We start from the raw sequence: 24,076 nt of genomic DNA, 5'->3' as shown, positions 1-24,076 counted from the left end.
GTCAGAACCAGATACTCCAGAAACGGGTCAGCACGCTGCCCGCGGCGGCCAGCCGGTGCGACACGCCAGACAGGTCGAAGAGCCAGTACACCACCCCGAAGAACCACCCGTTCAGCGTCGGCGCCAGGAACAGGACCAGCAGAAACACCAAAGCGAACTGCTTGGCCGGCGCCAGGGCGCGCTGCGTCTCGGGTCTCAGGTGCGGCTCCAGGGCCGCATAGCCGTCCAGACCCGGGATGGGTAGCAGGTTTAACACCAGCGCGGTGAGCTGAAGGAATGCTAGGAACGCCACCCCGGCCCATAACACCGCGTGGATCGGGTCGAACAACAACCGGGTCGCCGTCAGCAGCAACATGGCCAGCGCCAGGTTGACCGTCGGCCCCGCCAAACTGACCAGGGTGCGGCGCGCCGTCGTCATGAACCAGGTGTGCACATACACCGCGGCACCCGGCAGACCGATCCCGCCCAGGGCGATGAACAGCATCGGCAGACCGAGCGAGAGCATGGGATGGCTGTAGCGGCGGGGATCCAGCGTCAGGTAGCCGCGCACTGCGACGTCGTGGTCACCGAAACGCCAAGCGGTGAACGCGTGACCGAACTCGTGCAGGCACAGCGACACCAGCCAGCCGGCGATCACCATGACGAACACCCCGGCGTAGGCCAGCGGCTGCACCGTCTCCCCGGCCAGCCAGGCCAGCGCGCCCCCGACGGCCGTCAATCCGAGCAGGCCCAGAAAGATCGGGCTGGGTCGCACCGACTCGCGCTGGCCCGTCTCGCTCACCGGTCGAAAACTACCGGACCAGCAGCCAACCCTCGACGTTGCGGTAAAACGTCGATCGGCGCACCGGGCGGGGCGCCGCGACACCGTCCCGAAGTACCGCAGCACCGGTGGTGCCTAGCTGCGCGGCGCGCCCGCCGATCCACCGCCGCCACTTTCCGGCGCCGTCTACCGCAGCTCGCAGGCCTGGCAGGGTCAGCGTCGGCTCGATGCACACCCCGGCCACATCGCCATCGAACAGCACGGTGTCGTCAACGACCGCCTCGCCGTGGATCAGGGCCTGCTCTTCGGCCGGCAGCCACTGTGCTCGGCCGACGATTACCGACCCGGTCTCGTCACGGATTAGCGGCACCCGCCGAGCGACGCCACACCGGGCGCGCCGCGCCGCCCGGCGCCCGGCCGGCAAGCGGTAGGCCCGGGTCGCGGGGCTGCGCCGGCGCGGCACATAACCCACCTCGACGTCGAGCCGGTCGGTGCGCAACAGCCGAGTCAGTACCGCCCCCAGGTCCGCGTCGGCGCCGACGACGATGAGCCGCGAATACCGTCCGATGACGGTGTCCAGGTTGTCTTGATGGGTAGGCAAGCCGGTCAACGGGCCGGGCACGTCGGCATCACCGGAGAGCAACACCGCGACGCCGGGTGCGTTCTCGGCCGTATACATGACAGCTCCTCGCAACCTGCTGGGTAGGGTAGGTCACCGGCTGGACCACAATAAGCGGGCATAGCCTGCGAGACCAGGTGGGAGCAACTCATGCCGGCGATCGTCCTCATCGGCGCCCAATGGGGCGACGAGGGCAAGGGTAAGGCCACCGACCTGTTGGGTGGCCGCGTGCAGTGGGTGGTGCGCTATCAGGGGGGCAACAACGCCGGGCACACCGTCGTCTTGCCTACCGGCGAGAATTTCGCATTGCATCTCATCCCGTCGGGTGTGCTGACGCCCGGGGTCACCAACGTTATCGGCAACGGCGTGGTGATCGATCCCGGTGTCCTGCTCAATGAGCTGCGGGGACTGCAAGACCGCGGCGTGGACACCGCCAAGCTGTTGATCTCCGCCGACGCCCATCTGCTGATGCCTTACCACATTGCTATCGACAAGGTCACCGAGCGCTATATGGGCAGCAAGAAGATCGGCACCACCGGCCGCGGTATCGGGCCGTGCTACCAGGACAAGATCGCCCGTATTGGGATCCGGGTCGCCGATGTGCTGGACCCGGAACAATTGACCCACAAGGTCGAGGCCGCGTGCGAGTTCAAGAACCAAGTGCTGGTCAAGATCTACAACCGCAAGGCCCTGGACCCCGCGCAGGTGGTCGACGCGCTGCTGGAGCAGGCCGAGGGTTTCAAGCATCGCATCGCCGACACCCGGCTGCTACTCAATGCTGCCCTGGAGGCCGGCGAAACGGTGCTGCTGGAAGGCTCTCAAGGCACCCTGCTCGATGTCGACCACGGCACCTACCCGTATGTGACATCGTCGAATCCGACGGCGGGTGGCGCGGCCGTGGGCTCTGGTATCGGCCCGACCCGCATCGGCACCGTGCTGGGGATTCTCAAGGCCTACACCACTCGGGTGGGCTCCGGCCCGTTCCCCACCGAGCTGTTCGACGAACACGGCGAATACCTGTCCAAGACTGGCCACGAGTTCGGTGTGACGACCGGCCGGCGCCGGCGCTGCGGCTGGTTCGACGCCGTCATTGCCCGCTACGCCGCCCGGGTCAACGGCATCACCGACTACTTCCTGACCAAGCTCGACGTGCTGTCCAGCCTGGAATCGGTGCCGGTCTGCGTCGGATATGAGATCGACGGCCGGCGCACCCGCGATATGCCGATGACCCAGCGGGATCTTTGCCGTGCCAAGCCGGTTTACGAGGAGCTGCCGGGCTGGTGGGAAGACATCTCCGGGGCGCGCGAGTTCGACGACCTGCCCGCCAAAGCGCGTGACTATGTGCTGCGACTGGAACAGCTTGCCGGAGCACCGGTTTCGTGCATCGGAGTCGGTCCGGGGCGGGAGCAGACCATTGTGCGCCGGGACGTCCTGCAGGACCGCCCGTGACGGATGCGTCAGTGCACCCCGAGGAACTCGATCCCGAGTATCACCACCACGGTGGATTTCCGGAGTACGGCCCGGCCAGTCCCGGTGCGGGGTTCGGCCAGTTCGTGGCGACCATGCGCCGGTTGCAGGACCTGGCGGTCGCGGCGGACCCCGGCGAGGCGGTGTGGGACCAGGCGGCCAAGCAGGCCGCCGCACTGGTCGACTTGCTGAGCCCATTTGAGGCCGACGAAGGTAAGGCGCCAGCCGGGCGGACCCCCGGCCTGCCCGGCATGGGCAGCCTGCTGCTACCGCCATGGACGGTGACCCGGTACGGCACCGACGGTGTCGAAATGCAGGGATCTTTCAGCCGGTTCCACGTCGGGGGCAACTCCGCGGTGCACGGCGGCGTGTTGCCGCTGCTGTTTGATCACATGTTCGGCATGATCTCGCATGCGGCGGGACGGCCGATCAGCCGAACCGCCTTTCTGCACGTTGATTACCGCCGAATCACCCCGATTGATGTGCCGTTGATCGTACGCGGACGAGTCACCAATACCGAGGGCCGAAAGGCGTTTGTGTGCGCGGAACTGTTTGACAGCGACGAGACGGTGTTGGCCGAAGGCAACGGCCTGATGGTGCGGCTACTGCCCGGCCAGCCCTAGCTGAGATTTTCCGTCTCGACACTCCAAAGCCAAACCTGCGTCAGGCGTCTGTTGAATAATCGTCACTGTCAAGACACCCAAGCACGGAACGGGACGTTTGGCTCCACCCGCCACGCGGTGGCGGTCAGCGGTTCCGGTGAGGGACGCTAGATGAGCTTCGCGGTGCTGCCCCCGGAGATCAATTCGGCGCGCCTGTACGTGGGTGCCGGTTTGGCACCGATGCTGGACGCGGCGGCCGCTTGGGATGGACTGGCCGACGAATTGGGTTCGGCCGCGGCCTCGTTTTCGGCGGTGACGGCGGGGCTGGCAGGTTCCTCGTGGCTGGGCGCGGCGTCGACGGCGATGACGGGAGCGACCGCCCCCTATCTGGGCTGGTTGAGAGCGGCGGCGGCGCAGGCCCAGCAGGCGGCCACCCAAACCCGGCTGGCGGCGGCCGCCTTCGAGGCAGCCCTGGCGGCGACGGTACATCCGGCGATCATCTCGGCCAACCGGGCACTGTTCGTGTCGCTGGTGGTCTCGAACCTGCTGGGCCAAAACGCCCCGGCGATCGCAGCCACCGAGGCCGCCTACGAGCAGATGTGGGCCCAGGACGTGGCGGCGATGTTTGGCTACCATGCCGGGGCGTCGGCGGCCGTCTCGGCGTTGACGCCGTTCAGCCAGGCGCTGCCGACCGTGGCGGGCGGCGGTGCGCTGGTCAGCGCGGCCGCAGCTCAGGTGACCACGCGGGTCTTCCGCAACCTGGGCTTGGCGAACGTCGGCGAGGGCAACGTCGGCAACGGTAACGTCGGGAACTTCAATCTCGGCTCGGCCAACATCGGCAACGGCAACATCGGCAGCGGCAACATCGGCAGCTCCAACATCGGGTTTGGCAACGTGGGTCCTGGGTTGACCGCAGCGCTGAACAACATCGGTTTCGGCAACACCGGCAGCAACAACATCGGGTTTGGCAACACCGGCAGCAACAACATCGGCTTCGGCAATACCGGCGACGGCAACCGAGGTATCGGGCTCACGGGTAGCGGTTTGTTGGGGTTCGGCGGCCTGAACTCGGGCACCGGCAACATCGGTCTGTTCAACTCGGGCACCGGAAACGTCGGCATCGGCAACTCGGGTACCGGCAACTGGGGCATTGGCAACTCGGGCAACAGCTACAACACCGGTTTTGGCAACTCCGGCGACGCCAACACGGGCTTCTTCAACTCCGGAATAGCCAACACCGGCGTCGGCAACGCCGGCGACTACAACACCGGTAGCTACAACCCGGGCAACAGCAATACCGGCGGCTTCAACATGGGCCAGTACAACACGGGCTACCTGAACAGCGGCAACTACAACACCGGCTTGGCAAACTCCGGCAATGTCAACACCGGCGCCTTCATTACTGGCAACTTCAACAACGGCTTCTTGTGGCGCGGCGACCACCAAGGCCTGATTTTCGGGAGCCCCGGCTTCTTCAACTCGACCAGTGCGCCGTCGTCGGGATTCTTCAACAGCGGTGCCGGTAGCGCGTCCGGCTTCCTGAACTCCGGTGCCAACAATTCTGGCTTCTTCAACTCTTCGTCGGGGGCCATCGGTAACTCCGGCCTGGCAAACGCGGGCGTGCTGGTATCGGGCGTGATCAACTCGGGCAATACCGTATCGGGTTTGTTCAACATGAGCCTGGTGGCCATCACAACGCCGGCCTTGATCTCGGGCTTCTTCAACACCGGAAGCAACATGTCGGGATTTTTCGGTGGCCCACCGGTCTTCAATCTCGGCCTGGCAAACCGGGGCGTCGTGAACATTCTCGGCAACGCCAACATCGGCAATTACAACATTCTCGGCAGCGGAAACGTCGGTGACTTCAACATCCTCGGCAGCGGCAACCTCGGCAGCCAAAACATCTTGGGCAGCGGCAACGTCGGCAGCTTCAATATCGGCAGTGGAAACATCGGAGTATTCAATGTCGGTTCCGGAAGCCTGGGAAACTACAACATCGGATCCGGAAACCTCGGGATCTACAACATCGGTTTTGGAAACGTCGGCGACTACAACGTCGGCTTCGGGAACGCGGGCGACTTCAACCAAGGCTTTGCCAACACCGGCAACAACAACATCGGGTTCGCCAACACCGGCAACAACAACATCGGCATCGGACTGTCCGGTGACAACCAGCAGGGCTTCAATATTGCTAGCGGCTGGAACTCGGGCACCGGCAACAGCGGCCTGTTCAATTCGGGCACCAATAACGTTGGCATCTTCAACGCGGGCACCGGAAACGTCGGCATCGCAAACTCGGGCACCGGGAACTGGGGTATCGGGAACCCGGGTACCGAAAATACCGGCATCCTCAATGCTGGCAGCTACAACACTGGTTTCCTCAACGCCGGCGACTTCAACACGGGCTTCTACAACACGGGCAGCTACAACACCGGCAGCTACAACGTCGGTAACACCAACACCGGCAACTTCAACGTGGGTGACACCAATACCGGCAGCTATAACCCGGGTGACACCAACACCGGCTTCTTCAATCCCGGCAACGTCAACACCGGCGCTTTCGACACGGGCGACTTCAACAATGGCTTCTTGGTGGCGGGCGATAACCACGGCCAGATTGCCATCGATCTCTCGGTCACCACTCCATTCATCCCCATAAACGAGCAGATGGTCATTGACGTACACAACGTAATGACCTTCGGCGGCAACATGATCACGGTCACCGAGGACTCGACCGTTTTCCCCCGAACCTTCTATCTGAGCGGTTTGTTCTTCTTCGGCCCGGTCAATCTCAGCGCATCCACGCTGACCGTTCCGACGATCACCCTCACCATCGGCGGACCGACGGTCACCGTCCCCATCAGCATTGTCGGTGCTCTGGAGAGCCGCACGATTACCTTCCTCAAGATCGATCCGGCGCCGGGCATCGGAAATTCGACCACCAACCCCTCGTCCGGCTTCTTCAACTCGGGCACCGGTGGCACATCTGGCTTCCAAAACGTCGGCGGCGGCAGTTCAGGCGTCTGGAACAGTGGTTTGAGCAGCGCGATAGGGAATTCGGGTTTCCAGAACCTCGGCTCGCTGCAGTCAGGCTGGGCGAACCTGGGCAACTCTGTCTCGGGCTTTTTCAACACCAGTACGGTGAACCTCTCCACGCCGGCCAATGTCTCGGGTCTGAACAACATCGGCACCAACCTGTCCGGCGTGTTCCGCGGTCCGACCGGGACGATCTTCAACGCGGGCATTGCCAACCTGGGCCAGTTGAACATCGGCAGCGCAAATCTCGGCGACTTCAACCTGGGCAGCGGAAACGTCGGCAGCTTCAACGTCTTCTCCGGAAACCAGGGCTCATACAATGTCGGTCCGGCGAACCTGGGCAACTACAACATCGGTTTCGCGAACCTGGGTAACTACAACATCGGCTTCGGCAACGCCGGCGATTTCAACCAAGGCTTTGCCAACACCGGCAACAACAACATCGGATTTGCCAACACCGGCAACAACAACATCGGTATCGGGCTGTCCGGCGACAACCAGCAGGGCTTCAATTTTGCTGGCGGCTGGAACTCTGGCACCAACAACATCGGCTTGTTCAACTCCGGCACCAACAACGTCGGCATCGGCAACTCGGGCACCGGCAACTGGGGTATCGGCAACTCCGGCAGCGGCAACACCGGCATCGGCAACACCGGCAGCACTAACACGGGCTTCTTCAACACCGGCATCGTCAACACCGGTGTCGCCAACGCGGGCAACTACAACACCGGCTGGTACAACACCGGTGACACCAACACCGGCATCGCCAACCTGGGCGACTTCAACACGGGCTTCTACAACACGGGCAATTTCAGTACGGGCTTTGCCAACCAGGGTGATATCGCCACCGGGGCTTTCATCACCGGCGACATGGGCAACGGCGCCTTCTGGCGCGGCGACCAGCAGGGTCTATTCAGCGCGGGCTATCGGGTCCATGTTCCGGAAATACCCGCACACGTCACCGTGGAAGTTCCCATCAACATCCCCATCACCGCCAGCTTCACCAACACCGTCTACAGCGGCATAACGCTTGAGCAAATCAACTTCGGTTTCACCATCGACATCGCGGGGATCCCCCTGCTGGCCGGTGCAATCAGCAAGGCCGTCCTCCCGCCCATCACCGGGACCGGTCCCCAGATCACGGTCAACATCGGCGACCCTGGCGGTTCGACCGCGATCAGGATCCCCGCCACCGCCAGCGTCGGTCCCTTCGATGTCACGTTCGTCAACATTCCTGCCACCACGGGCTTCTTCAACGCCACCACCGATCCGTCCTCGGGCTTCTTCAACGGCGGCCCCGGAACCGTATCGGGCATCGCCAATATCGGCGCCAACATTTCCGGCTTCCAGAACGTCGCGAACTCCGCGACCTCGGGCTTCAACAACTACGGCTCGCTGCAATCGGGACTGGCGAACCTGGGCGATACCGTCTCGGGCGTATTCAACACCGCCATCGGGGCACCGGCCAATGTCTCGGGCATGTTCAACGTCGGTAGCAACCTCGCGGGGTTTTTCCACGACCAGGTGACCGGGATGTCGATGTTCAACCTCGGCCTGGGAAACATCGGCCAATTCAACGTCGGCTTCTCAAACGTGGGCGACAGCAACGCCGGCTTGGCGAACATCGGCGGCTTCAACCTCGGCAGCGGCAACCTCGGCAGCTTCAACGTCTTCGGCGGAAACCAGGGCTCATACAACGTCGGCCCGGCGAACCTGGGTAACTACAACATCGGCCTGAGTAACCTGGGCAGCTACAACTTCGGCTTCAGCAACGCCGGCGATTTCAACCTGGGCTTCGCCAACACCGGCAGCAACAACATCGGGTTTGCCAACACCGGCAACAACAACATCGGTATCGGCCTGTCCGGCAACAACCAGCAGGGCTTCAATTTTGCCGGTGGCTGGAACTCCGGCAGCGGCAACAGCGGCCTGTTCAACTCTGGCACCAACAACATCGGTTTGTTCAACTCGGGCACCGGCAACATCGGCATCGGCAACTCGGGCACCGGCAACTGGGGTATCGGCAACCCGGGTATCGATAACACGGGCCTGTTCAACTCCGGCGACATCAACACCGGCTTGCTCAACGCCGGCAACGTCAACACCGGCGTCGGCAACACCGGCCACTACAACACCGGCAGCTTCAACGCCGGCAGCTTCAACACGGCCGGCCTCAACCCGGGTAACTACAACACGGGCTATTTGAACACCGGTAGCTACAACACCGGACTGGCGAACTCGGGCGATGTCAACACCGGCGCATTGATCGCCGGCAACTACAGCAACGGGTTCTTGTGGCGGGGCGATTACCAAGGCCTGGTGGGCATCGGCCAGACGATTACCGTCCCCGACACCGCCATCCCGGTGAACCTGCGCGTGCCGATCTTCCTCGATATCCCGGTCACCGGCACACTTGGCACGTTCACCGTTCATGGCTTCAGATTCCCGGAGATCACCGGCGATATCTTCTTAATCGGCATACCGTTCAATGCCGCCACACTCGATGCATTCAGTTTCCCGAACATCTCGATTGTCCTTCCCAATATCGGCATCAACCTGGGTACCGGCCCGGACCCGCTGATCGATATCGCCGGCACCGGCGGTCTCTTGCCGATCAAGATTCCGCTCATCGATATACCGGCGGCCCCGGGATTCGGGAACTCGACGACCACCCCGTCGTCGGGATTCTTCAACTCCGGTACCGGTACCGTGTCGGGCTTTGGCAACGTGGGCAGCAATAGTTCCGGCTTCTTCAACCTCACCTCAGGAAGCTCGGGAATCTCGGGCGTCCAGAACTTCGGCGAGCTGGTCTCCGGTGGGTTCAACTTCGGCAACACCGTCTCCGGCCTTGTCAATGCGAGCACGCTTGGGCTTTCGATGCCGGCCAATCTCTCCGGCGGTGGCAACGTCGGTGCCATGGTCGCCGGCTTCGTCAACAACACCCAGATCCTCAACCTCGGGTTTGGCAACGTCGGCAGCGGGAACGTCGGCCACGGCAATATCGGCGACTCCAACGTCGGCCTCGGAAACCTCGGCAACTCGAACGTCGGCCACGGCAACATCGGCAGCTTCAACGTCTTCTCCGGAAACCGGGGCTCATACAATATCGGCCCGGCAAACCTGGGTAACTACAACATCGGCCTGGGCAACCTGGGCAGCTACAACTTCGGATTCGGCAACGCCGGCGATTTCAACCTGGGCTTCGCCAACAGCGGCAGCAACAACATCGGGTTTGCCAACACCGGCAACAACAACATCGGTATCGGGCTGTCCGGCGACAATCAGCAGGGGTTCGGCTCCTGGAACTCCGGCACCGCCAACACCGGCCTGTTCAACTCGGGAACCAACAACATCGGTTTGTTCAACTCGGGCACCGGAAACATCGGCATCGGCAACTCGGGCACCGGAAACACCGGCATCGGTAACCCGGGTTTCGGCAACACCGGCCTGGGGAACTCGGGCACCGGCAACTGGGGCCTGTGGAACCCAGGCACCGGCAATATGGGCGTCGCCAACGTGGGCACCTACAACACCGGTGGCTACAACGTGGGCAGCACCAACACCGGCATCGCCAACGTGGGCATCGCCAACACGGGCAGCTACAACACAGGCAGCACCAACACCGGCAGCTTCAACGACGGCGACTTCAATACCGGCTTCTACAACACCGGCGACTACAACACCGGCTTCTACAACACCGGCGACGTCAACACCGGCGCCTTCATCGGGGGCAACTTCAGCAACGGCGCCTTCTGGCAAAGCGATCACCAAGGGCAGTGGGGCGCATACTACGCAATCACCGTTCCCCAGATCCCGCTACTGAACTTTAGCCTCAACATTCCGGTCAACATCCCCATCCATCTCGACCTCGGTACCCTTGCCGTCAACGGCTTCCAGATTCCGGCTATCACCCTCCGCGCCCTCGGGGTCACCCACTTCAGCGTCGGACCCATCATCGTTCCGAGGATCGCCGGCACCTTACCGGTGATCGATATCAACATCGGCGACCCCGGCGGTTCAACCTCGATACCCATCACGATCACCAGCGGCGCCGGCCCGGTCGTCATCCCCCTGCTGGACATTCCGCCGGCCCCCGGTTTCGGAAACTCGACCACCGGCCCCTCATCGGGCTTCTTCAACTCCGGCACCGGCAGCTCGTCTGGATTCGGAAACCTCGGCGCCAACAATTCGGGCTTCTGGAACACCGCTTTCGCCGGCATAGGAAACTCTGGCTTGCAGAACTTCGGCTCGCTGCAATCCGGCTGGGCGAACTTGGGCAACACCGTCTCGGGCTTCTACAACACCAGCACGGCGGACCTCGCGACGCCGGCCAACGTCTCGGGCCTCTCCAACATCGGCGCCGACCTAACCGGCGTGCTCCGCGGCCCGAGCGGGTCGATCTTCAACGCGGGACTGGCGAACCTCGGCCAATTCAACGTGGGCAGTGCAAACCTCGGCAGTGCAAACCTCGGCAGTGCAAACCTCGGCAATTCAAACGTCGGCTTCGGAAACATTGGCCACGCGAACATCGGCGGCGCAAACATCGGCGACTTTAACGTCGGGATCGCAAACGCCGGTCCGGGGCTAACGACGGCCGTCAACAACATCGGTATCGGCAACACCGGCAACTACAACATCGGCATGGGCAACACCGGCGACTACAACATCGGCTTCGGCAACACCGGCAACAACAACATCGGCATCGGCCTGACCGGCGACAACCAGATCGGGTTCGGCCCGTTGAACGCCGGCATCGCCAACATGGGCTTGTTCAACCTGGGCGACAACAACTTTGGCCTGGCCAACGCGGGCAACTTCAACCAGGGCATCGCCAACACCGGCAATAACAACATCGGCTTGTTCAACACCGGCAACAACAACGTCGGCATCGGCCTGACCGGCGACGGCCTATCCGGCTTCAGCTCCCTGAACTCGGGCGCCGGCAACACCGGTTTCTTCAACTCCGGCACCGCCAACACCGGCTTGTTCAACTCCGGCACCGGCAACACCGGCTTGTTCAACTCGGGCACCGGCAACGTCGGCATCGGCAACATGGGCACCGGCGGCTTCGGCGTCGGCCTATCCGGCGACAACCAGGTGGGCATCGGCGGCACCAACTCGGGCAGTTTCAACATCGGCTTGTTTAACTCGGGCACCGGCAATGTCGGCATCGGCAACTCGGGCACCGGCAACGTCGGCATCGGCAACACCGGCACCGGCAACACCGGCATCGGAAACAGCGGCAACTACAACACCGGCTGGCTCAACTCGGGCCTTTTCAACACCGGCATCGCCAACCCGGGCAACCACAACACCGGCCTGTTCAACATCGGCGCCTTCAACACCGGCATCGCCAACCCAGGCCACTACAACACCGGCTCCTACAACACCGGTAGCTACAACACCGGCATGGCAAACGCCGGAGACTACGGCACCGGCGCGTTCATCACCGGCAGCATGAACAACGGCTTGCTCTGGCGCGCCGACCGGCAGGGCCTGCTGGCGGCCAACTACACCATCACCATCGAGCGACCTGCCGCGTTCCTCAATGTCGACATCCCGGTCAACATCCCCATCACCGGCGACATCACCAATGTCTCCATCCCCGCCATTACGTTCCCCAGAATCGACGCCAGCGGAAGCGTCGACATAGGCATCCTCAGTGGCACCGTCTTGGCCCCGGTCGGTCCGATCACCCTGCATGGCGGGGACGCGTCGGCCCCGCTGGACACACCCATCGAAATTGACTTCGGCCCCTCACCGGCGATCAACCTCAACATCGGCAAGCCCGACGGCTCCACCGTGATCAACATCGTGGGCGGCGCCGGCGCCGGCCCGATCAGCATTCCGATCATCGACTTGCGGCCAGCGCCCGGCTTCTTCAACGCCACCACCGGCCCGTCGTCGGGCTTCCTCAACTGGGGTGCTGGCAGCGCATCGGGCTTGCTGAACTTCGGCAACAACTCGGGCCTGGTCAACTTCGCCACTACCAGCATGGGAAACTCGGGCTTCCAAAACTATGGGTCGCTGCAGTCGGGCTGGGCGAATTTGGGCAACAGCATCTCGGGCATCTACAACACCGGCTTGGGAGCACCGGCAAATGTCTCGGGCTTGCTCAACATCGGCGCCAACCTGGCTGGGTGGTTGCAGAACGGCCCGACCGAGACGACCTTCAGCGTGGGCTTAGCCAACCTCGGGTTCTGGAATCTGGGTAGCGCAAACATCGGCAACTACAACCTGGGCAGCGCCAACATCGGCGTCTACAACCTGGGCAGCGCCAACATCGGAGACTTCAACCTGGGCAGTGCCAACATCGGCGACTTCAACCTGGGCAGCGCCAACATCGGCAGCTCCAACATCGGGTTCGGCAACGTCGGTCCGGGGCTGACGGCGGCCATCGGCAACATCGGCTTCGGCAACACCGGAAACGGAAACATCGGCTTCGGCAACACCGGCACCGGCAACATCGGCTTCGGCAACACCGGAAACGGAAACATCGGCATCGGGCTGACCGGCGACACCATGACCGGGTTCGGCGGCTGGAACTCGGGCACCGGCAACATCGGGCTATTCAACTCCGGCACCGGCAACATCGGCTTCGGCAACTCCGGAACCGGCAACTGGGGCATCGGAAACTCCGGTGACTACAACACCGGCATCGGCAACACCGGCAGCACCAACTCCGGCTTCTTCAACACCGGCCTGGTCAACACCGGCATTGGCAACTCCGGTGACTACAACACCGGCCTATTCAACTCCGGGAGCACCAACACCGGCAGCTTCAACCCCGGCGACTACAACACCGGCGGCTTCAACCCCGGTAACTACAACACCGGCTACTTCAACCCGGGCAACTCCAACACCGGCTTCGCCAACTCCGGCGATGTCAACACCGGCGCCTTCAATTCGGGCAACTACAGCAACGGCTTCTTCTGGCGGGGCGACTATCAGGGCCTTGGCGGTTTCGCCTACCAGAGCGCCGTTTCCGAAATTCCGTGGAGCTACGACATAGGTTCCCACATTGAAATACCCATCGAGGGCGACATCAACGCCATCACCCAGGACGCGTTCACTATTGACGAATTCGAAATACCCATCAAGTTGCGGGTCTCGGTCTGCGTGATCTACATCCCCTTCAAGGGGTGCGTAAAGCATGTCTCGGTCACCATACCCATCACCACCGAACATCTCGGCCCCTACGAAATCGATGCCAGCACGATCAACCCCGACCAGCCCATCGACACGGCTTTCACCCAAACCCTCGATTTCGCCGGCAGCGGCACCGTGGGCGCGTTCCCCTTCGGCTTCGGCTGGCAGCAGAGCCCGGGATTCTTCAACTCGACCACAATCCCGTCGTCGGGCTTCTTCAACTCCGGCGCCGGTGGCGCATCGGGCTTCCTCAACGACGCCGCAGCCGCCGTCTCGGGCCTGGGAAACGTCTTCACCGAGACTTCGGGCTTCTTCAATGCTGGCGGCGTTGGGAATTCGGGCTTCCAAAACTTCGGCAACCTGCTGTCGGGCTGGGCGAACCTAGGCAATACCGTCTCAGGCCTCTACAACACGAGCATGCTGGACCTCGCGACCCAAGCCCTTATCTCCGGCTTCGGCAACCACGGAGCCCGACTCTCCGGCATCCTCAACAACGGTAGCGGACCCTAACTCCCCCGCTACGCGCGCTCGCTCACCGGCTTGTACCGACGGCGCCGTTCGCTCCCCCGCTACGCGCGCTCGCTCACCGGCTGGTGCCGACGGCGCCGTTCGCTCCCCCGCTACGCGCGCTCGCTCACCGGCTGGTGCCAACTGCGCCGTTCGCTCCCCCGCTACGCGCGCTCGCTCACCGGCGCGGTTTCCAGACGACCAGGGCGGTGCTCTTCGGCACCACCGCGACCTCGCGGCGCTGGTTGGCACGCAACACCGCCAACTCCTCAGCCATCTCTTGCAACCTGGACTGCAGCGCCTCGACCTGACTGGTCAGTTCAATAATGCGCTTGATGCCGGCCAAGTTGACCCCCTCGTCCTGCGAGAGGTGCTGCACCTGGCGCAGCAACTCGACGTCATGCAGGGAATAGCGGCGCCCGCCACCGGAGGTGCGCCGCGGGCTGACCAACCCAAGACGATCGTAGGTACGCAGGGTCTGTGCATGCATGCCGGCTAGCTCGGCGGCTACCGAGATCAAAAACGTCCGGGATTCCCCGTCCTTTGGGTTCTTCGCCATCAGCGATTACCTGCCCATCCGGCCCGCGGGTTGAAACCACTGGACCGCTCCGCCGCCGCATAGGCTTCCAGAGCTTCCTGAGCGGCGCCTGCCAAATTGGGCGGCACGGCCACCTTCACGGTGACAAGTAGGTCGCCGCTACCCCCACTGCGCTTGGGCACACCGCGTCCGCGCACACGCAGAATGCGGCCGTCAGCGGTGCCTTTGGGCACCCGGACCCCGACCGTGCCGTCCAGGGTAGGCACCGACAGCGTCGAGCCCAAAGCCAATTCGGTGAAGCTGACCGGAACGGTGACGGTGAGGTCGTCGCCGTCGCGGCCGAAGATCTTGTCGGGCCGCACATGCACCGTCACGTAGAGATCCCCCGAGGGAGCGCCGCGCAACCCGGCCTCGCCCTGACCGGCTAGCCGGATGCGCTGCCCGTCCTCGACACCGGGCGGGATCCGCACGTTGATGGTTCGGGTGCGGGTGGTCACGCCGGTGCCTTTGCACTCCTCGCAGGGGTGCTCGATGATCGAGCCGCTACCTCGGCAGTCGGTGCACGGCTCGGAGAAGCCGAACGCGCCCTGATTGCGGTTGATCACGCCCGACCCGTTGCAAGTGGGACACACCTTTGGGCTGGTGCCTGGCCGGGCCCCGCTGCCATGGCAGTTGGTGCACGGCGCCGGGCTGGTTAATCGCAGCGGCATCGCCACGCCCTTGGCGGCCTCCACGAAATCCAACTCGGTCTCGGTCTCCAGGTCGTTGCCGCGTCGCGGGCGGCTGGGACGGGCGCTGCCACCGCGTCCGAACAAGCCACCGAACAAGTCACCGATGGTGGTACCGCCGGTTCGGCTGGCGGCGTCGAACAAGTCGTTGAGGTTGAACTCGGCGCCGTCTCCACCGACCCCGAAGCCGCCGAACCCGCCCCCAAAGCCGCTGTCGAACCGACGGCCGCCGAACCCGCCGCCGGCGAACAGGCGGCGGGTTTCGTCGTACTCCTTGCGCTTGGCCGGATCCGACAGCACGTTATGCGCCTCCGAAACCGCCTTGAACCGTTCGCCGGCGGCCGGGTTGCCCGGGTTCGCGTCCGGATGCAGGTCGCGCGCCAACTTCCGATAGGCACGTTTGATCTCTTCGGGACTGGCATCAGAGGAGACGCCCAGCTCCTGGTAGAAGTCTTTTTCGACCCATTCCCTTTGGGCCATGTCGCGTCACCCCCTCTCGCCTTCCTCTTTTGTTGTTAACTGCCCGACGGTTCTGATTCTGCCTGTTCGCCCGAGGTGTCGGCGCTATTGCCCTGGTCAGCTTGATCGTTTTCGGCGGTATCTGCGACCGCAGTGCCGTCGTCGACTGACTCCAGTTCGGCCGCGTCGACGACCACCGTGTCGACGACGCCGACCAAGGCGTGCCGCAGCACCTGCTCACCCAGTTGGTAGCCCTGCCGCATGACGGTGCCGATTACCGGCTTGGACCCCTGCCCGCCGTCGCCCTCGTGTTGCACCGCTTCGTGCAGCACGGGGTCGAAATCCTCGCCCTCGGCACCGAACGCCACCAGACCCAGCCCGGTCAACGCGCTGTCTAGCTTGTCGGCGACCGACTTCAGTGGACCCGACTCCAAATCGCCGTGCTTGCGCGCCCGCTCGAGATCGTCCAGTACACCCAGCAATTGGCTGACAACGCTGGCCTTGGCTCGGTCAGCGGCCGCCTGCTGATCGCGCAACGCCCGCTTACGGTAGTTGGCGAAGTCGGCCTGCACGCGTTGCAGATCGGCGGTCAGCTCGGCGACCTTGTCTTCGGTGTGCGCCGCATCGGCCGCAGCCGTCCCTCCCGGCATGTCGCCGGGAGGGACGTGCCGCACTTCACCCGTCTCGGGATCGATCCGCCGCTTGTCAGTGACGGTTACCTGTTCGCCCGAATTGCCATCCGGCTTTTGATTTCCGTCCGTCACTTGGCCTCCCGGCCGTCGTCGACCACCTCCGCGTCCACAACGTCATCAGCCGAGCCGGGGTGGGCACCGCCCGGCTCGCCGCCGGGGTGGGCAGCGCCAGTGGCCTGTGACGCAGCCTGAGCTGCTTCGTAGATCGCTTGCCCCAGAGCCTGCGACTCCTGGCCCAGCTTCTCCATCGCCGACTTGATGGCCGAAATATCCGATCCGCCAAGTGCCGCCTTCGCTTCCGCCACCGCGGCATCAACCTTGTTCAGCGTGTCTTCAGGTACCTTCGAACCACCCTCGGCCTCACGCTGTTCTTTGACGAACTTCTCCGTCTGGTAGACCAATGTCTCGGCTTGATTACGAACATCGGCCTCCTCGCGACGCTTGCGATCCTCCTCGGCGTGCGCTTCGGCGTCCTTGATCATGCGGTCAATGTCTTCCTTGGACAGGCCCGAGCCTTCCTGGATTCGGATCGTGTTCTCCTTGCCGGTGCCCTTGTCCTTGGCGGTGACGTGCACAATGCCGTTGGCGTCGATGTCGAAAGTGACCTCGATCTGCGGAATCCCCCGCGGCGCCGGCGGGATGCCGGTCAGCTCGAAGGACCCGAGCAACTTGTTGTGCGCGGCGATCTCACGCTCCCCCTGATAGACCTGGATCTGCACCGACGGTTGGTTGTCGTCGGCGGTGGTGAAAGTCTCCGACCGCTTGGTGGGGATCGTGGTGTTGCGCTCGATGAGCCTGGTCATCACCCCGCCCTTGGTCTCGATACCCAGGCTCAGCGGGGTAACATCAAGCAGCAGAACGTCTTTCACCTCGCCCTTGAGGACGCCGGCCTGCAGAGCGGCTCCCACCGCGACAACCTCATCGGGGTTGACGCCCTTGTTGGGTTCCTTGCCGCCGGTGAGTTCCTTGACCAGATCGGTCACCGCGGGCATCCGGGTCGAACCACCCACGAGCACAACGTGATCGATCTCCGACACCGAAATGCCGGTGTCAGCGATCACCGACTGGAACGGCTTGCGAGTGCGGTCCAGCAGGTCCTGAGTGATCCGTTGGAACTCCGCGCGGGTCAGCTGCTCGTCTAAGAACAACGGGTTCTTGTCGGCGTCGACGGTGATGTAGGGCAGGTTGATCGAGGTGGACTGACTCGAACTCAGCTCGATCTTTGCCTTCTCGGCGGCTTCCCGCAGCCGCTGCATCGCCATCTTGTCCTTGGTCAGATCGATGCCGCTGGTGCCCTTGAACTTGTCCACCAGCCAATCGACGACCCGCTGGTCCCAGTCGTCGCCGCCGAGGTGGTTGTCACCCGAAGTGGCACGGACCTCAACCACACCCTCGCCGATCTCCAGCAGGGAAACGTCGAAAGTGCCACCACCCAAGTCGAAGACCAGGATTCGCTGCTCCTTCTCGCCCTTGTCGAGGCCGTAGGCCAGCGCGGCCGCGGTCGGCTCGTTGACGATCCGCAGCACGTTGAGGCCGGCGATCTGGCCGGCGTCCTTGGTGGCCTGACGCTGGGCGTCATTGAAGTAGGCGGGCGTCGTGATAACCGCGTCGGTAATGTCCTCACCGAGGTAGGCCTCGGCGTCGCGCTTCAGCTTCATCAGAATGCGGGCGCTGATCTCCGGCGCGGTGTATTTCTTGCCGTCAATCTCTATGGACCAGTCGCTGCCCATGTGTCGCTTGACCGAGCGCACGGTGCGATCGACGTTGGTCACCGCCTGGTTCTTGGCGGGCTGGCCGACCAGCACCTCACCGTTGCGGGCGAACGCGACAATTGACGGGGTGGTCCTGGAGCCCTCGGAGTTGGCGACGACGACCGGGTCGCCACCTTCCAGAACCGAGACGACGGAGTTGGTGGTCCCGAGGTCGATCCCGACCGCACGAGCCATGGTGAATCCTCCTGAATATGTAGAGCTTCTTTCCTGCACTATGATGAGTGCACCCCGCTCAAGCTTGCCTCGACGGCGGTGTGCTGTCAATTCAGAGCTGAGCCTGATGCACTCAACTTACTGAGCATGCTAACGCTGGTCGTGCGGGTCTTGTTCCCGCGCGTCGGCAGGGCACACGCTCGGGGCGTAGCTGGGAGAGGCCCCGGTCAAGCCCGGAGAGCAGTGCTCAGTCCGCCAGCTTGACCGACTTTCGATGAGAACGCGCTTCTCGCCGTATTGAACTGGCGTGCTGACGGTCGCTGAGCAGCGCTCGCCGAGTGCGGCCGCTGATTCTTTCATCGAGCCAGGAGGCGCATTCGTGTTCGGCCGCCTGCGGGTCGGCCCCATCGTCGACGCGATCCGTCACCCACTCCTCGATCAGGTCTGCCTCATCGAACGGGCCAACGGTGCTGTCGGAGTAGGTGTGCGTGGGCACGGCGAGCCGGGTGCTGTGGTACACCCACCGTTGCATGACCAAGTTGACGCCTGACTGGCTGAGCACCGCGATCCGCTCACAGGTCGGAAGCGTTGGTGAATCGATGAGTTCAAGATTGATGAAGTCCGCCGAGTGATCCTGACCGTCGATGAGCTTCGGAAGCGGCATCGTGCCGAACGGGGCTCTAGCCCAGTTGGAACGAAGCGAGTCGGGTCTTACGGGAGCGACCAGCAGTCGCGGATGGAGGTCAACGCCGTGCCGCAGCGCGCATGGGTGCTGGAGGATCATCACCATGCGACCATCGCCGAGTCGGTAGATGTCGCCCGTGAACGTCGGTCTGTGTTCTCCGACATCCTCGAGGCGGGCAAGGTATATCGACTCTGGGTCGTCGGGCGTCTCCAACTCTGGCACGGTTACCGCTTGGGTCTTATCGAGATCACGCCGTCCTCGGCTGTGTAGGATTCGAAAGCGTTGTCTACAACGGTCTCTCGCCAGTCCTTATCAGTCTCGTTCAGTACGTATTCGACCGTACCGTCCCCAGTGTGGGTACTAGCCAGCGCCAATACGAGGTCATATCGACCTCGCTCCAGGAGGTCCATTCGGGTGATTCCCACTCCGGCTTGGATCGGCATTTCCAGCCAGGAGGCGGGCTCGCCGATGAATCGGTCCGAGAGCATGTCGATGAGGGCGAGTAGACGGGCGATTTTTAGCCGGTTCTCGCCGGTAACTCCAGCGCCCTTGCGCCATTTGGTGATTGCGGGCACGCTCACTCCGACAACGCGTGCGATGTCCCGCCAGGCAAAGCCGTAGTCCGCGAGCTGCTCAAGCGCATGCATGGGTGCGCACCGAGCCCGCTCGCCGGTCTTGGACTCCAGCTCAACCACGTGCGCCTCCCGCCGTGTGTCGCGGGCTTGCCCGTGGAGTTCCGTGAATTGGCGGTAGGTGACATCGGCGCGGTCGAACACCGAGGTCGATGGGGTGGTTTCGGGCAGCTTGTCGAGGCGGTAATCGCCGTTGCCAGAGGTGGCGTCGTCTCGGAGATTCGAGCTAGAGAACGAAATGGTCATGGTCACTCCTGCCCAGGTTGTTGCAGCACCTTTGTACGGAGTTCGGAAGTTATCAGCGATTCGAACAGTGGGCCGATGGGTGTGTGGAGCCTTTCGGCGACCTCGTCCACCAGGTGGGCGTCGAGCGCTGGGATGCCCTTGCAGGGGTCGCTCCACGCGCTGTCGATATCGATGAGGAAGAAATCTCCTTCTGCCGGAGGTTCTTTCAACCGCTGGAGAAACGGGGTTGACTGGATGACCGCGCCGCGCGCACCGGCGTACCTCAGTGTCAAGGAGTCGCCTGGCTCCGGGCCTTCGCACTGAATGACGTGCCGTTGCGCGGTGGTGGTGAGTTTGAGATCGGCAAGCTGTGTCCCAGGCCCGAGGAGACTTTCCGCCACCCAGTACGCCCAGCCGGATGGCTCCGCCAGCGATGCCCGAATCTCGTTGATGTAGCGCAGACCGATCCGGATGCAGCCATCGACTGGGGCCACGTCCTGGCGGGCTGTGACCATCGCGTGAACGATGGACCGAAACTCCTCCCAGCCCGGGTAGTCGGTGACTTCGAGGGTCATGGCGTCGGGTCGAAACGTGATCGCGGTGCGGCGATCACGGGCAACGAGCTTCTTCTGTGAGTGTGCGGTATGTTCGCCCGTTTCTAGGTTGACCTGCCGCACCTCCTCCTGTTCGAGTATGGGAGTCCATCGCGCCAGCTCCTCCTTCAGGATGGAGATAGCAGATGGCACCGGCGGCTCGGTCCGCGGATGGCGCAGTTCAATCAATACCAGCGCAAGAGGGTCATTCGGGTACTTGGGATGGGCCGTCACAACATTCATGATAACCAGAACGATAACCAAAAATGATACCCATCGAGGCCGGGTACCCAGCGCGCAGCGCCGCGGATCACGACGAATTGCTGCGCGAGCTGATGACGCTGCCGATGCTGCCCATCGACGCCGAAATAGAGCCCCGCGCTCGACGCGCAGCGTCAACTCGCGCGCGCCGGGCACCGTCGCCTTCCGTCCGTTGATCTCACATCTCTGCGCTGGCGGATCAGGTGTCGGAGTCTCACACTACGACCGCGGCTACGACACCCTCGCGGCCAGGACGGACCCGCACTTCGCGAGCGTCTGGCTGGCCAGGCGCGTCAGCCTGTGACCGCAATATCGACTGTCAACGCGGCCACCCGCGACGGTCGGCACGACAACAAAGCACCGTTGACCGATCGATTGTTTCCGATTGGTTGCCAAGCGGCACCTCGCAGCCGCGTGGGATAGCCTGACAGCCAGTCCGTTGGGTGTGCCCCATCTCACGCGCGTCCCAAGAAGCCACCATCCCAGGGAGCTCAATGCCACCGCTAGACATCACCGACGAGCGGCTCACGCGCGAAGACACGGGCTATCACAAAGGCCTCCATAGCCGGCAACTGCAAATGATCGCTCTCGGTGGTGCCATCGGTACCGGCCTTTTTCTCGGCGCCGGCGGCCGCCTTGCATCGGCGGGGCCCGGTTTGTTCCTGGTCTATGGGATCTGCGGCATCTTCGTGTTCCTGATCCTGCGCGCGCTCGGCGAACTGGTGCTGCACCGTCCGTCCTCGGGGTCATTCGTGTCCTACGCCCGCGAGTTCTACGGGGAAAAGGTGGCCTTCGTCGCCGGGTGGATGTACTTCCTGAACTGGGCGATGACGGGGATCGTCGATACCACCGCGATCGCGCACTATTGCCATTACTGGCGGGCGTTTCAACCCATCCCCCAGTGGACGCTGGCGTTGATCGCGCTGCTGGTCGTGTTGTCGATGAACCTGATCTCGGTCAGGCTCTTCGGCGAGCTGGAGTTCTGGGCCTCATTGATCAAGGTGATCGCGCTGGTTACGTTTCTGATCGTCGGTACGGTCTTTCTCGCTGGGCGCTACAAGATCGACGGCCAGGAGACCGGGGTCTCCCTGTGGAGCAGCCATGGAGGCATCGTGCCAACCGGTCTGCTGCCCATAGTGCTGGTCACCTCGGGGGTGGTATTCGCCTACGCCGCAATCGAACTGGTGGGCATCGCGGCCGGGGAAACAGCCGAACCGGCAAAGATCATGCCGCGCGCGATCAACTCTGTGGTGTTGCGCATCGCGTGCTTCTACGTCGGGTCGACTGTCCTGCTGGCCCTGCTGCTGCCCTATACCGCCTACAAAGAACATGTCAGCCCGTTCGTGACCTTCTTTTCCAAGATCGGTATCGACGCGGCGGGCAGCGTGATGAACCTCGTCGTGCTCACCGCCGCGCTGTCGAGCCTCAACGCCGGACTGTATTCCACCGGACGGATCCTGCGATCAATGGCGATCAACGGCAGCGGCCCGAGGTTCACCGCACCAATGTCGAAGACCGGCGTGCCGTACGGCGGGATCCTGCTCACCGCCGGTATCGGCCTGTTGGGCATCATTCTCAACGCCATCAAACCGAGCCAAGCCTTCGAGATCGTGCTCCACATCGCCGCGACGGGAGTCATCGCGGCCTGGGCGACGATCGTGGCTTGCCAGCTGCGGCTCCACCGGATGGCGAACGCCGGGCAGCTGCAGCGGCCGAAATTCCGGATGCCGCTTTCACCGTTCAGCGGCTATCTGACGCTGGCTTTCCTGGCCGGCGTGCTGATCCTGATGTACTTCGACGAACAACACGGTCCCTGGATGATCGCCGCAACGGTGATCGGTGTACCAGCCCTCATCGGTGGCTGGTATTTGGTCCGCAATCGTGTGACGGCCGTCGCGCACCACGCCATCGACCACGCCAAGAGTGTCGCGGTCGTCCATTCGGCGGATCCAATCTGAGGTCCACGTCGACATCGCGACCACTAGCCAAGTCGCCGCACTCAACAGCCTCGACGTCGGGCACTGTGCGCAGGTATGCGGCCGCGCCCTGCCAGACCGCTGCGGGATACCAAGGCACGGCCAAGGACTCGAGCCACCACCTTGGCATTGACATCGGGCGTGTCGATCACATGCAGGACGGCGTAGTCGGCGTGCTCGCGGTCGGCCTGGGCCAGACCCGCACGCACTGACGCGCTCAGCCCCTGCTGCCAGTCCGGCGCGGTAATCGCGGTGACACCGGCCGGTGCCGACACCTCGACAGCACCCAGCACCAAAATAACGTCGTTACAACCACCGTCGCGCAACGCCCCGACCGCGGTGTCCAGCCACCCGTCAACCAGCACTTTCGGCTTGCCATACCACCGGCCCGCACCCGCGGCCAGCAAGACTCCCACGACCGTCGACGGCAACAACGCCATTCTCCGATTATGCGGGCCGTTGCAGAAGCGCGTCACTGCAGTAAATTGCGGGACCTCGCGCGTAACCTACTCCCGATATCTCAGATTTCCGGGGAGTAGCGCGTGCGGCTATCGCTCATTGCACGGGGTATGGCGGCCCTGCTGGCGGCTACCGCGGTAGTTGCCGGCTGCAGCACCACCATCGACGGCAGGCCGGTCGCTTCGCCAGGGTCGGGACCTACCGAGCCGACTTTTCCGACGCCTAGGCCAACTACCGCGCCGCCGGGGACCACCGCCCCGACGCTACCGACGACACCGGTCAGCCCGACCGCGCCGGCCGGCGCCATTCCGCTCCCGCCTGACTCCAACGGTTACGTCTTCATCGAAACCAAGTCCGGAATGACGCGTTGCCAGATCAATAGGGACAGCGTTGGCTGCGAGGCACCGTTCACCAACTCCCCCTTGCGAGATGGTGAGCACGCCAACGGCATCCACATCACCGCCGGCGGCTCCGTCCAGTGGGTGTTGGGCAATCTGGGCGCCATCCCCACCGTCAGCATTGACTACCGAACCTATGAAGCGCAGGGCTGGACCATCGACGCCACCACCGATGGCACCCGCTTCACGAACAACCGCACGGGCCATGGCATGTTCGTCAGCATCGAGAAGGTCGACACATTCTGAGCGCATGCCCTTATGACCCTTGTGCCCCGAGCTGCCGTCGCTGCCCCTTGGGCTCGAAAACATGTTCCACCCGGTGGCTGATCACCGTTGCGTTGGCGCCACCAGTCACGCCCACCACC

At 63.4% G+C, this 24,076-nt stretch carries 14 protein-coding genes and 1 pseudogene; 5 read left to right on the top strand and 10 right to left on the bottom strand.

Going from position 1 to position 24,076, the window contains the following annotated elements; translation table 11 throughout:
• Position 1: 1 nt before the first annotated feature.
• A complete protein-coding gene (locus MCAN_RS01880; RefSeq protein WP_014000189.1) occupies positions 2 to 781 on the bottom strand; it encodes a site-2 protease family protein in 780 nt (259 codons plus the stop codon).
• 10 nt (positions 782 to 791) lie between these two features.
• Positions 792 to 1,439, bottom strand: coding sequence for a hypothetical protein (locus tag MCAN_RS01875; protein ID WP_003401831.1), 648 nt, complete (start codon positions 1,437 to 1,439; stop codon positions 792 to 794).
• Positions 1,440 to 1,529: 90 nt separating this feature from the next.
• Between MCAN_RS01875 and MCAN_RS01870 the strand changes: the two genes are divergently transcribed.
• The 3 genes from MCAN_RS01870 to MCAN_RS01860 all read left to right on the top strand — a co-directional run bounded on the left by MCAN_RS01870 (position 1,530) and on the right by MCAN_RS01860 (position 14,143).
• Complete coding sequence (locus MCAN_RS01870; protein WP_014000188.1) at positions 1,530 to 2,828, top strand: adenylosuccinate synthase; 1,299 nt, start codon at positions 1,530 to 1,532, stop codon at positions 2,826 to 2,828.
• On the top strand, positions 2,825 to 3,469 hold the full coding sequence (locus MCAN_RS01865) for a PaaI family thioesterase (RefSeq protein ID WP_014000187.1): 645 nt from the start codon (positions 2,825 to 2,827) through the stop codon (positions 3,467 to 3,469). Before MCAN_RS01870 ends, MCAN_RS01865 begins: the two co-directional genes overlap by 4 nt.
• A gap of 150 nt (positions 3,470 to 3,619) precedes the next feature.
• The gene (locus MCAN_RS01860) at positions 3,620 to 14,143 is read left to right on the top strand and encodes a PPE family protein (RefSeq protein WP_014000186.1); all 10,524 of its coding nucleotides are present in this window, start codon (positions 3,620 to 3,622) and stop codon (positions 14,141 to 14,143) included.
• 175 nt (positions 14,144 to 14,318) lie between these two features.
• Here the strand turns inward: MCAN_RS01860 and MCAN_RS01855 are convergent, their stop codons facing one another.
• The 7 genes from MCAN_RS01855 to MCAN_RS01825 form a co-directional block, all read right to left on the bottom strand.
• Positions 14,319 to 14,699, bottom strand: a complete 381-nt coding sequence (locus MCAN_RS01855) for a heat shock protein transcriptional repressor HspR (protein ID WP_003401823.1) — start codon at positions 14,697 to 14,699, stop codon at positions 14,319 to 14,321.
• Positions 14,699 to 15,886, bottom strand: a complete 1,188-nt coding sequence (dnaJ, locus tag MCAN_RS01850) for a molecular chaperone DnaJ (RefSeq protein WP_003401821.1) — start codon at positions 15,884 to 15,886, stop codon at positions 14,699 to 14,701. Before dnaJ ends, MCAN_RS01855 begins: the two co-directional genes overlap by 1 nt.
• Before the next feature lie 35 nt (positions 15,887 to 15,921).
• Positions 15,922 to 16,629, bottom strand: coding sequence for a nucleotide exchange factor GrpE (gene grpE / locus MCAN_RS01845; RefSeq protein ID WP_003401817.1), 708 nt, complete (start codon positions 16,627 to 16,629; stop codon positions 15,922 to 15,924).
• Positions 16,626 to 18,503, bottom strand: coding sequence for a molecular chaperone DnaK (dnaK, locus tag MCAN_RS01840; protein ID WP_003401814.1), 1,878 nt, complete (start codon positions 18,501 to 18,503; stop codon positions 16,626 to 16,628). Before dnaK ends, grpE begins: the two co-directional genes overlap by 4 nt.
• Before the next feature lie 226 nt (positions 18,504 to 18,729).
• Complete coding sequence (locus MCAN_RS01835; protein ID WP_003900125.1) at positions 18,730 to 19,389, bottom strand: hypothetical protein; 660 nt, start codon at positions 19,387 to 19,389, stop codon at positions 18,730 to 18,732.
• A gap of 2 nt (positions 19,390 to 19,391) precedes the next feature.
• Complete coding sequence (mosR, locus tag MCAN_RS01830) at positions 19,392 to 20,045, bottom strand: hypoxia/intracellular survival transcriptional regulator MosR (protein ID WP_003401756.1); 654 nt, start codon at positions 20,043 to 20,045, stop codon at positions 19,392 to 19,394.
• Positions 20,046 to 20,047: 2 nt separating this feature from the next.
• Entirely contained in the window at positions 20,048 to 20,860 is an 813-nt protein-coding gene (locus MCAN_RS01825; protein ID WP_003911187.1) for a TIGR04255 family protein, read from the bottom strand.
• 512 nt (positions 20,861 to 21,372) lie between these two features.
• On the opposite strand from MCAN_RS01825, the gene MCAN_RS01820 reads away from it, so the two are divergent.
• A complete protein-coding gene (locus tag MCAN_RS01820; RefSeq protein WP_014000185.1) occupies positions 21,373 to 22,836 on the top strand; it encodes an amino acid permease in 1,464 nt (487 codons plus the stop codon).
• On the opposite strand, the pseudogene MCAN_RS01815 reads toward MCAN_RS01820, so the two are convergent.
• A pseudogene (locus tag MCAN_RS01815) lies at positions 22,730 to 23,294 on the bottom strand (nucleotidyltransferase family protein). The gene MCAN_RS01820 and the pseudogene MCAN_RS01815 overlap by 107 nt on opposite strands.
• A 102-nt stretch (positions 23,295 to 23,396) precedes the next feature.
• On the opposite strand from MCAN_RS01815, the gene MCAN_RS01810 reads away from it, so the two are divergent.
• On the top strand, positions 23,397 to 23,957 hold the full coding sequence (locus tag MCAN_RS01810; RefSeq protein ID WP_014000184.1) for a hypothetical protein: 561 nt from the start codon (positions 23,397 to 23,399) through the stop codon (positions 23,955 to 23,957).
• Positions 23,958 to 24,076: the final 119 nt, after the last annotated feature.

Source organism: Mycobacterium canetti CIPT 140010059, from assembly GCF_000253375.1.
Lineage (GTDB): Bacteria > Actinomycetota > Actinomycetes > Mycobacteriales > Mycobacteriaceae > Mycobacterium > Mycobacterium tuberculosis.
This window is presented reverse-complemented; position numbering and strand designations above follow the sequence as displayed.

Excerpts from the sequence above, each read along its gene's own strand:
- MCAN_RS01825 (WP_003911187.1), bottom strand. The coding sequence starts at position 20,860 with ATGAATGTTGTGACGGCCCATCCCAAGTACCCGAATGACCCTCTTGCG.
- dnaJ (WP_003401821.1), bottom strand. The coding sequence starts at position 15,886 with ATGGCCCAAAGGGAATGGGTCGAAAAAGACTTCTACCAGGAGCTGGGC.
- MCAN_RS01855 (WP_003401823.1), bottom strand. The coding sequence starts at position 14,699 with ATGGCGAAGAACCCAAAGGACGGGGAATCCCGGACGTTTTTGATCTCG.
- MCAN_RS01875 (WP_003401831.1), bottom strand. The coding sequence starts at position 1,439 with ATGTATACGGCCGAGAACGCACCCGGCGTCGCGGTGTTGCTCTCCGGT.
- MCAN_RS01860 (WP_014000186.1), top strand. The coding sequence starts at position 3,620 with ATGAGCTTCGCGGTGCTGCCCCCGGAGATCAATTCGGCGCGCCTGTAC.
- MCAN_RS01870 (WP_014000188.1), top strand. The coding sequence starts at position 1,530 with ATGCCGGCGATCGTCCTCATCGGCGCCCAATGGGGCGACGAGGGCAAG.
- MCAN_RS01820 (WP_014000185.1), top strand. The coding sequence starts at position 21,373 with ATGCCACCGCTAGACATCACCGACGAGCGGCTCACGCGCGAAGACACG.
- mosR (WP_003401756.1), bottom strand. The coding sequence starts at position 20,045 with ATGACCATTTCGTTCTCTAGCTCGAATCTCCGAGACGACGCCACCTCT.
- dnaK (WP_003401814.1), bottom strand. The coding sequence starts at position 18,503 with ATGGCTCGTGCGGTCGGGATCGACCTCGGGACCACCAACTCCGTCGTC.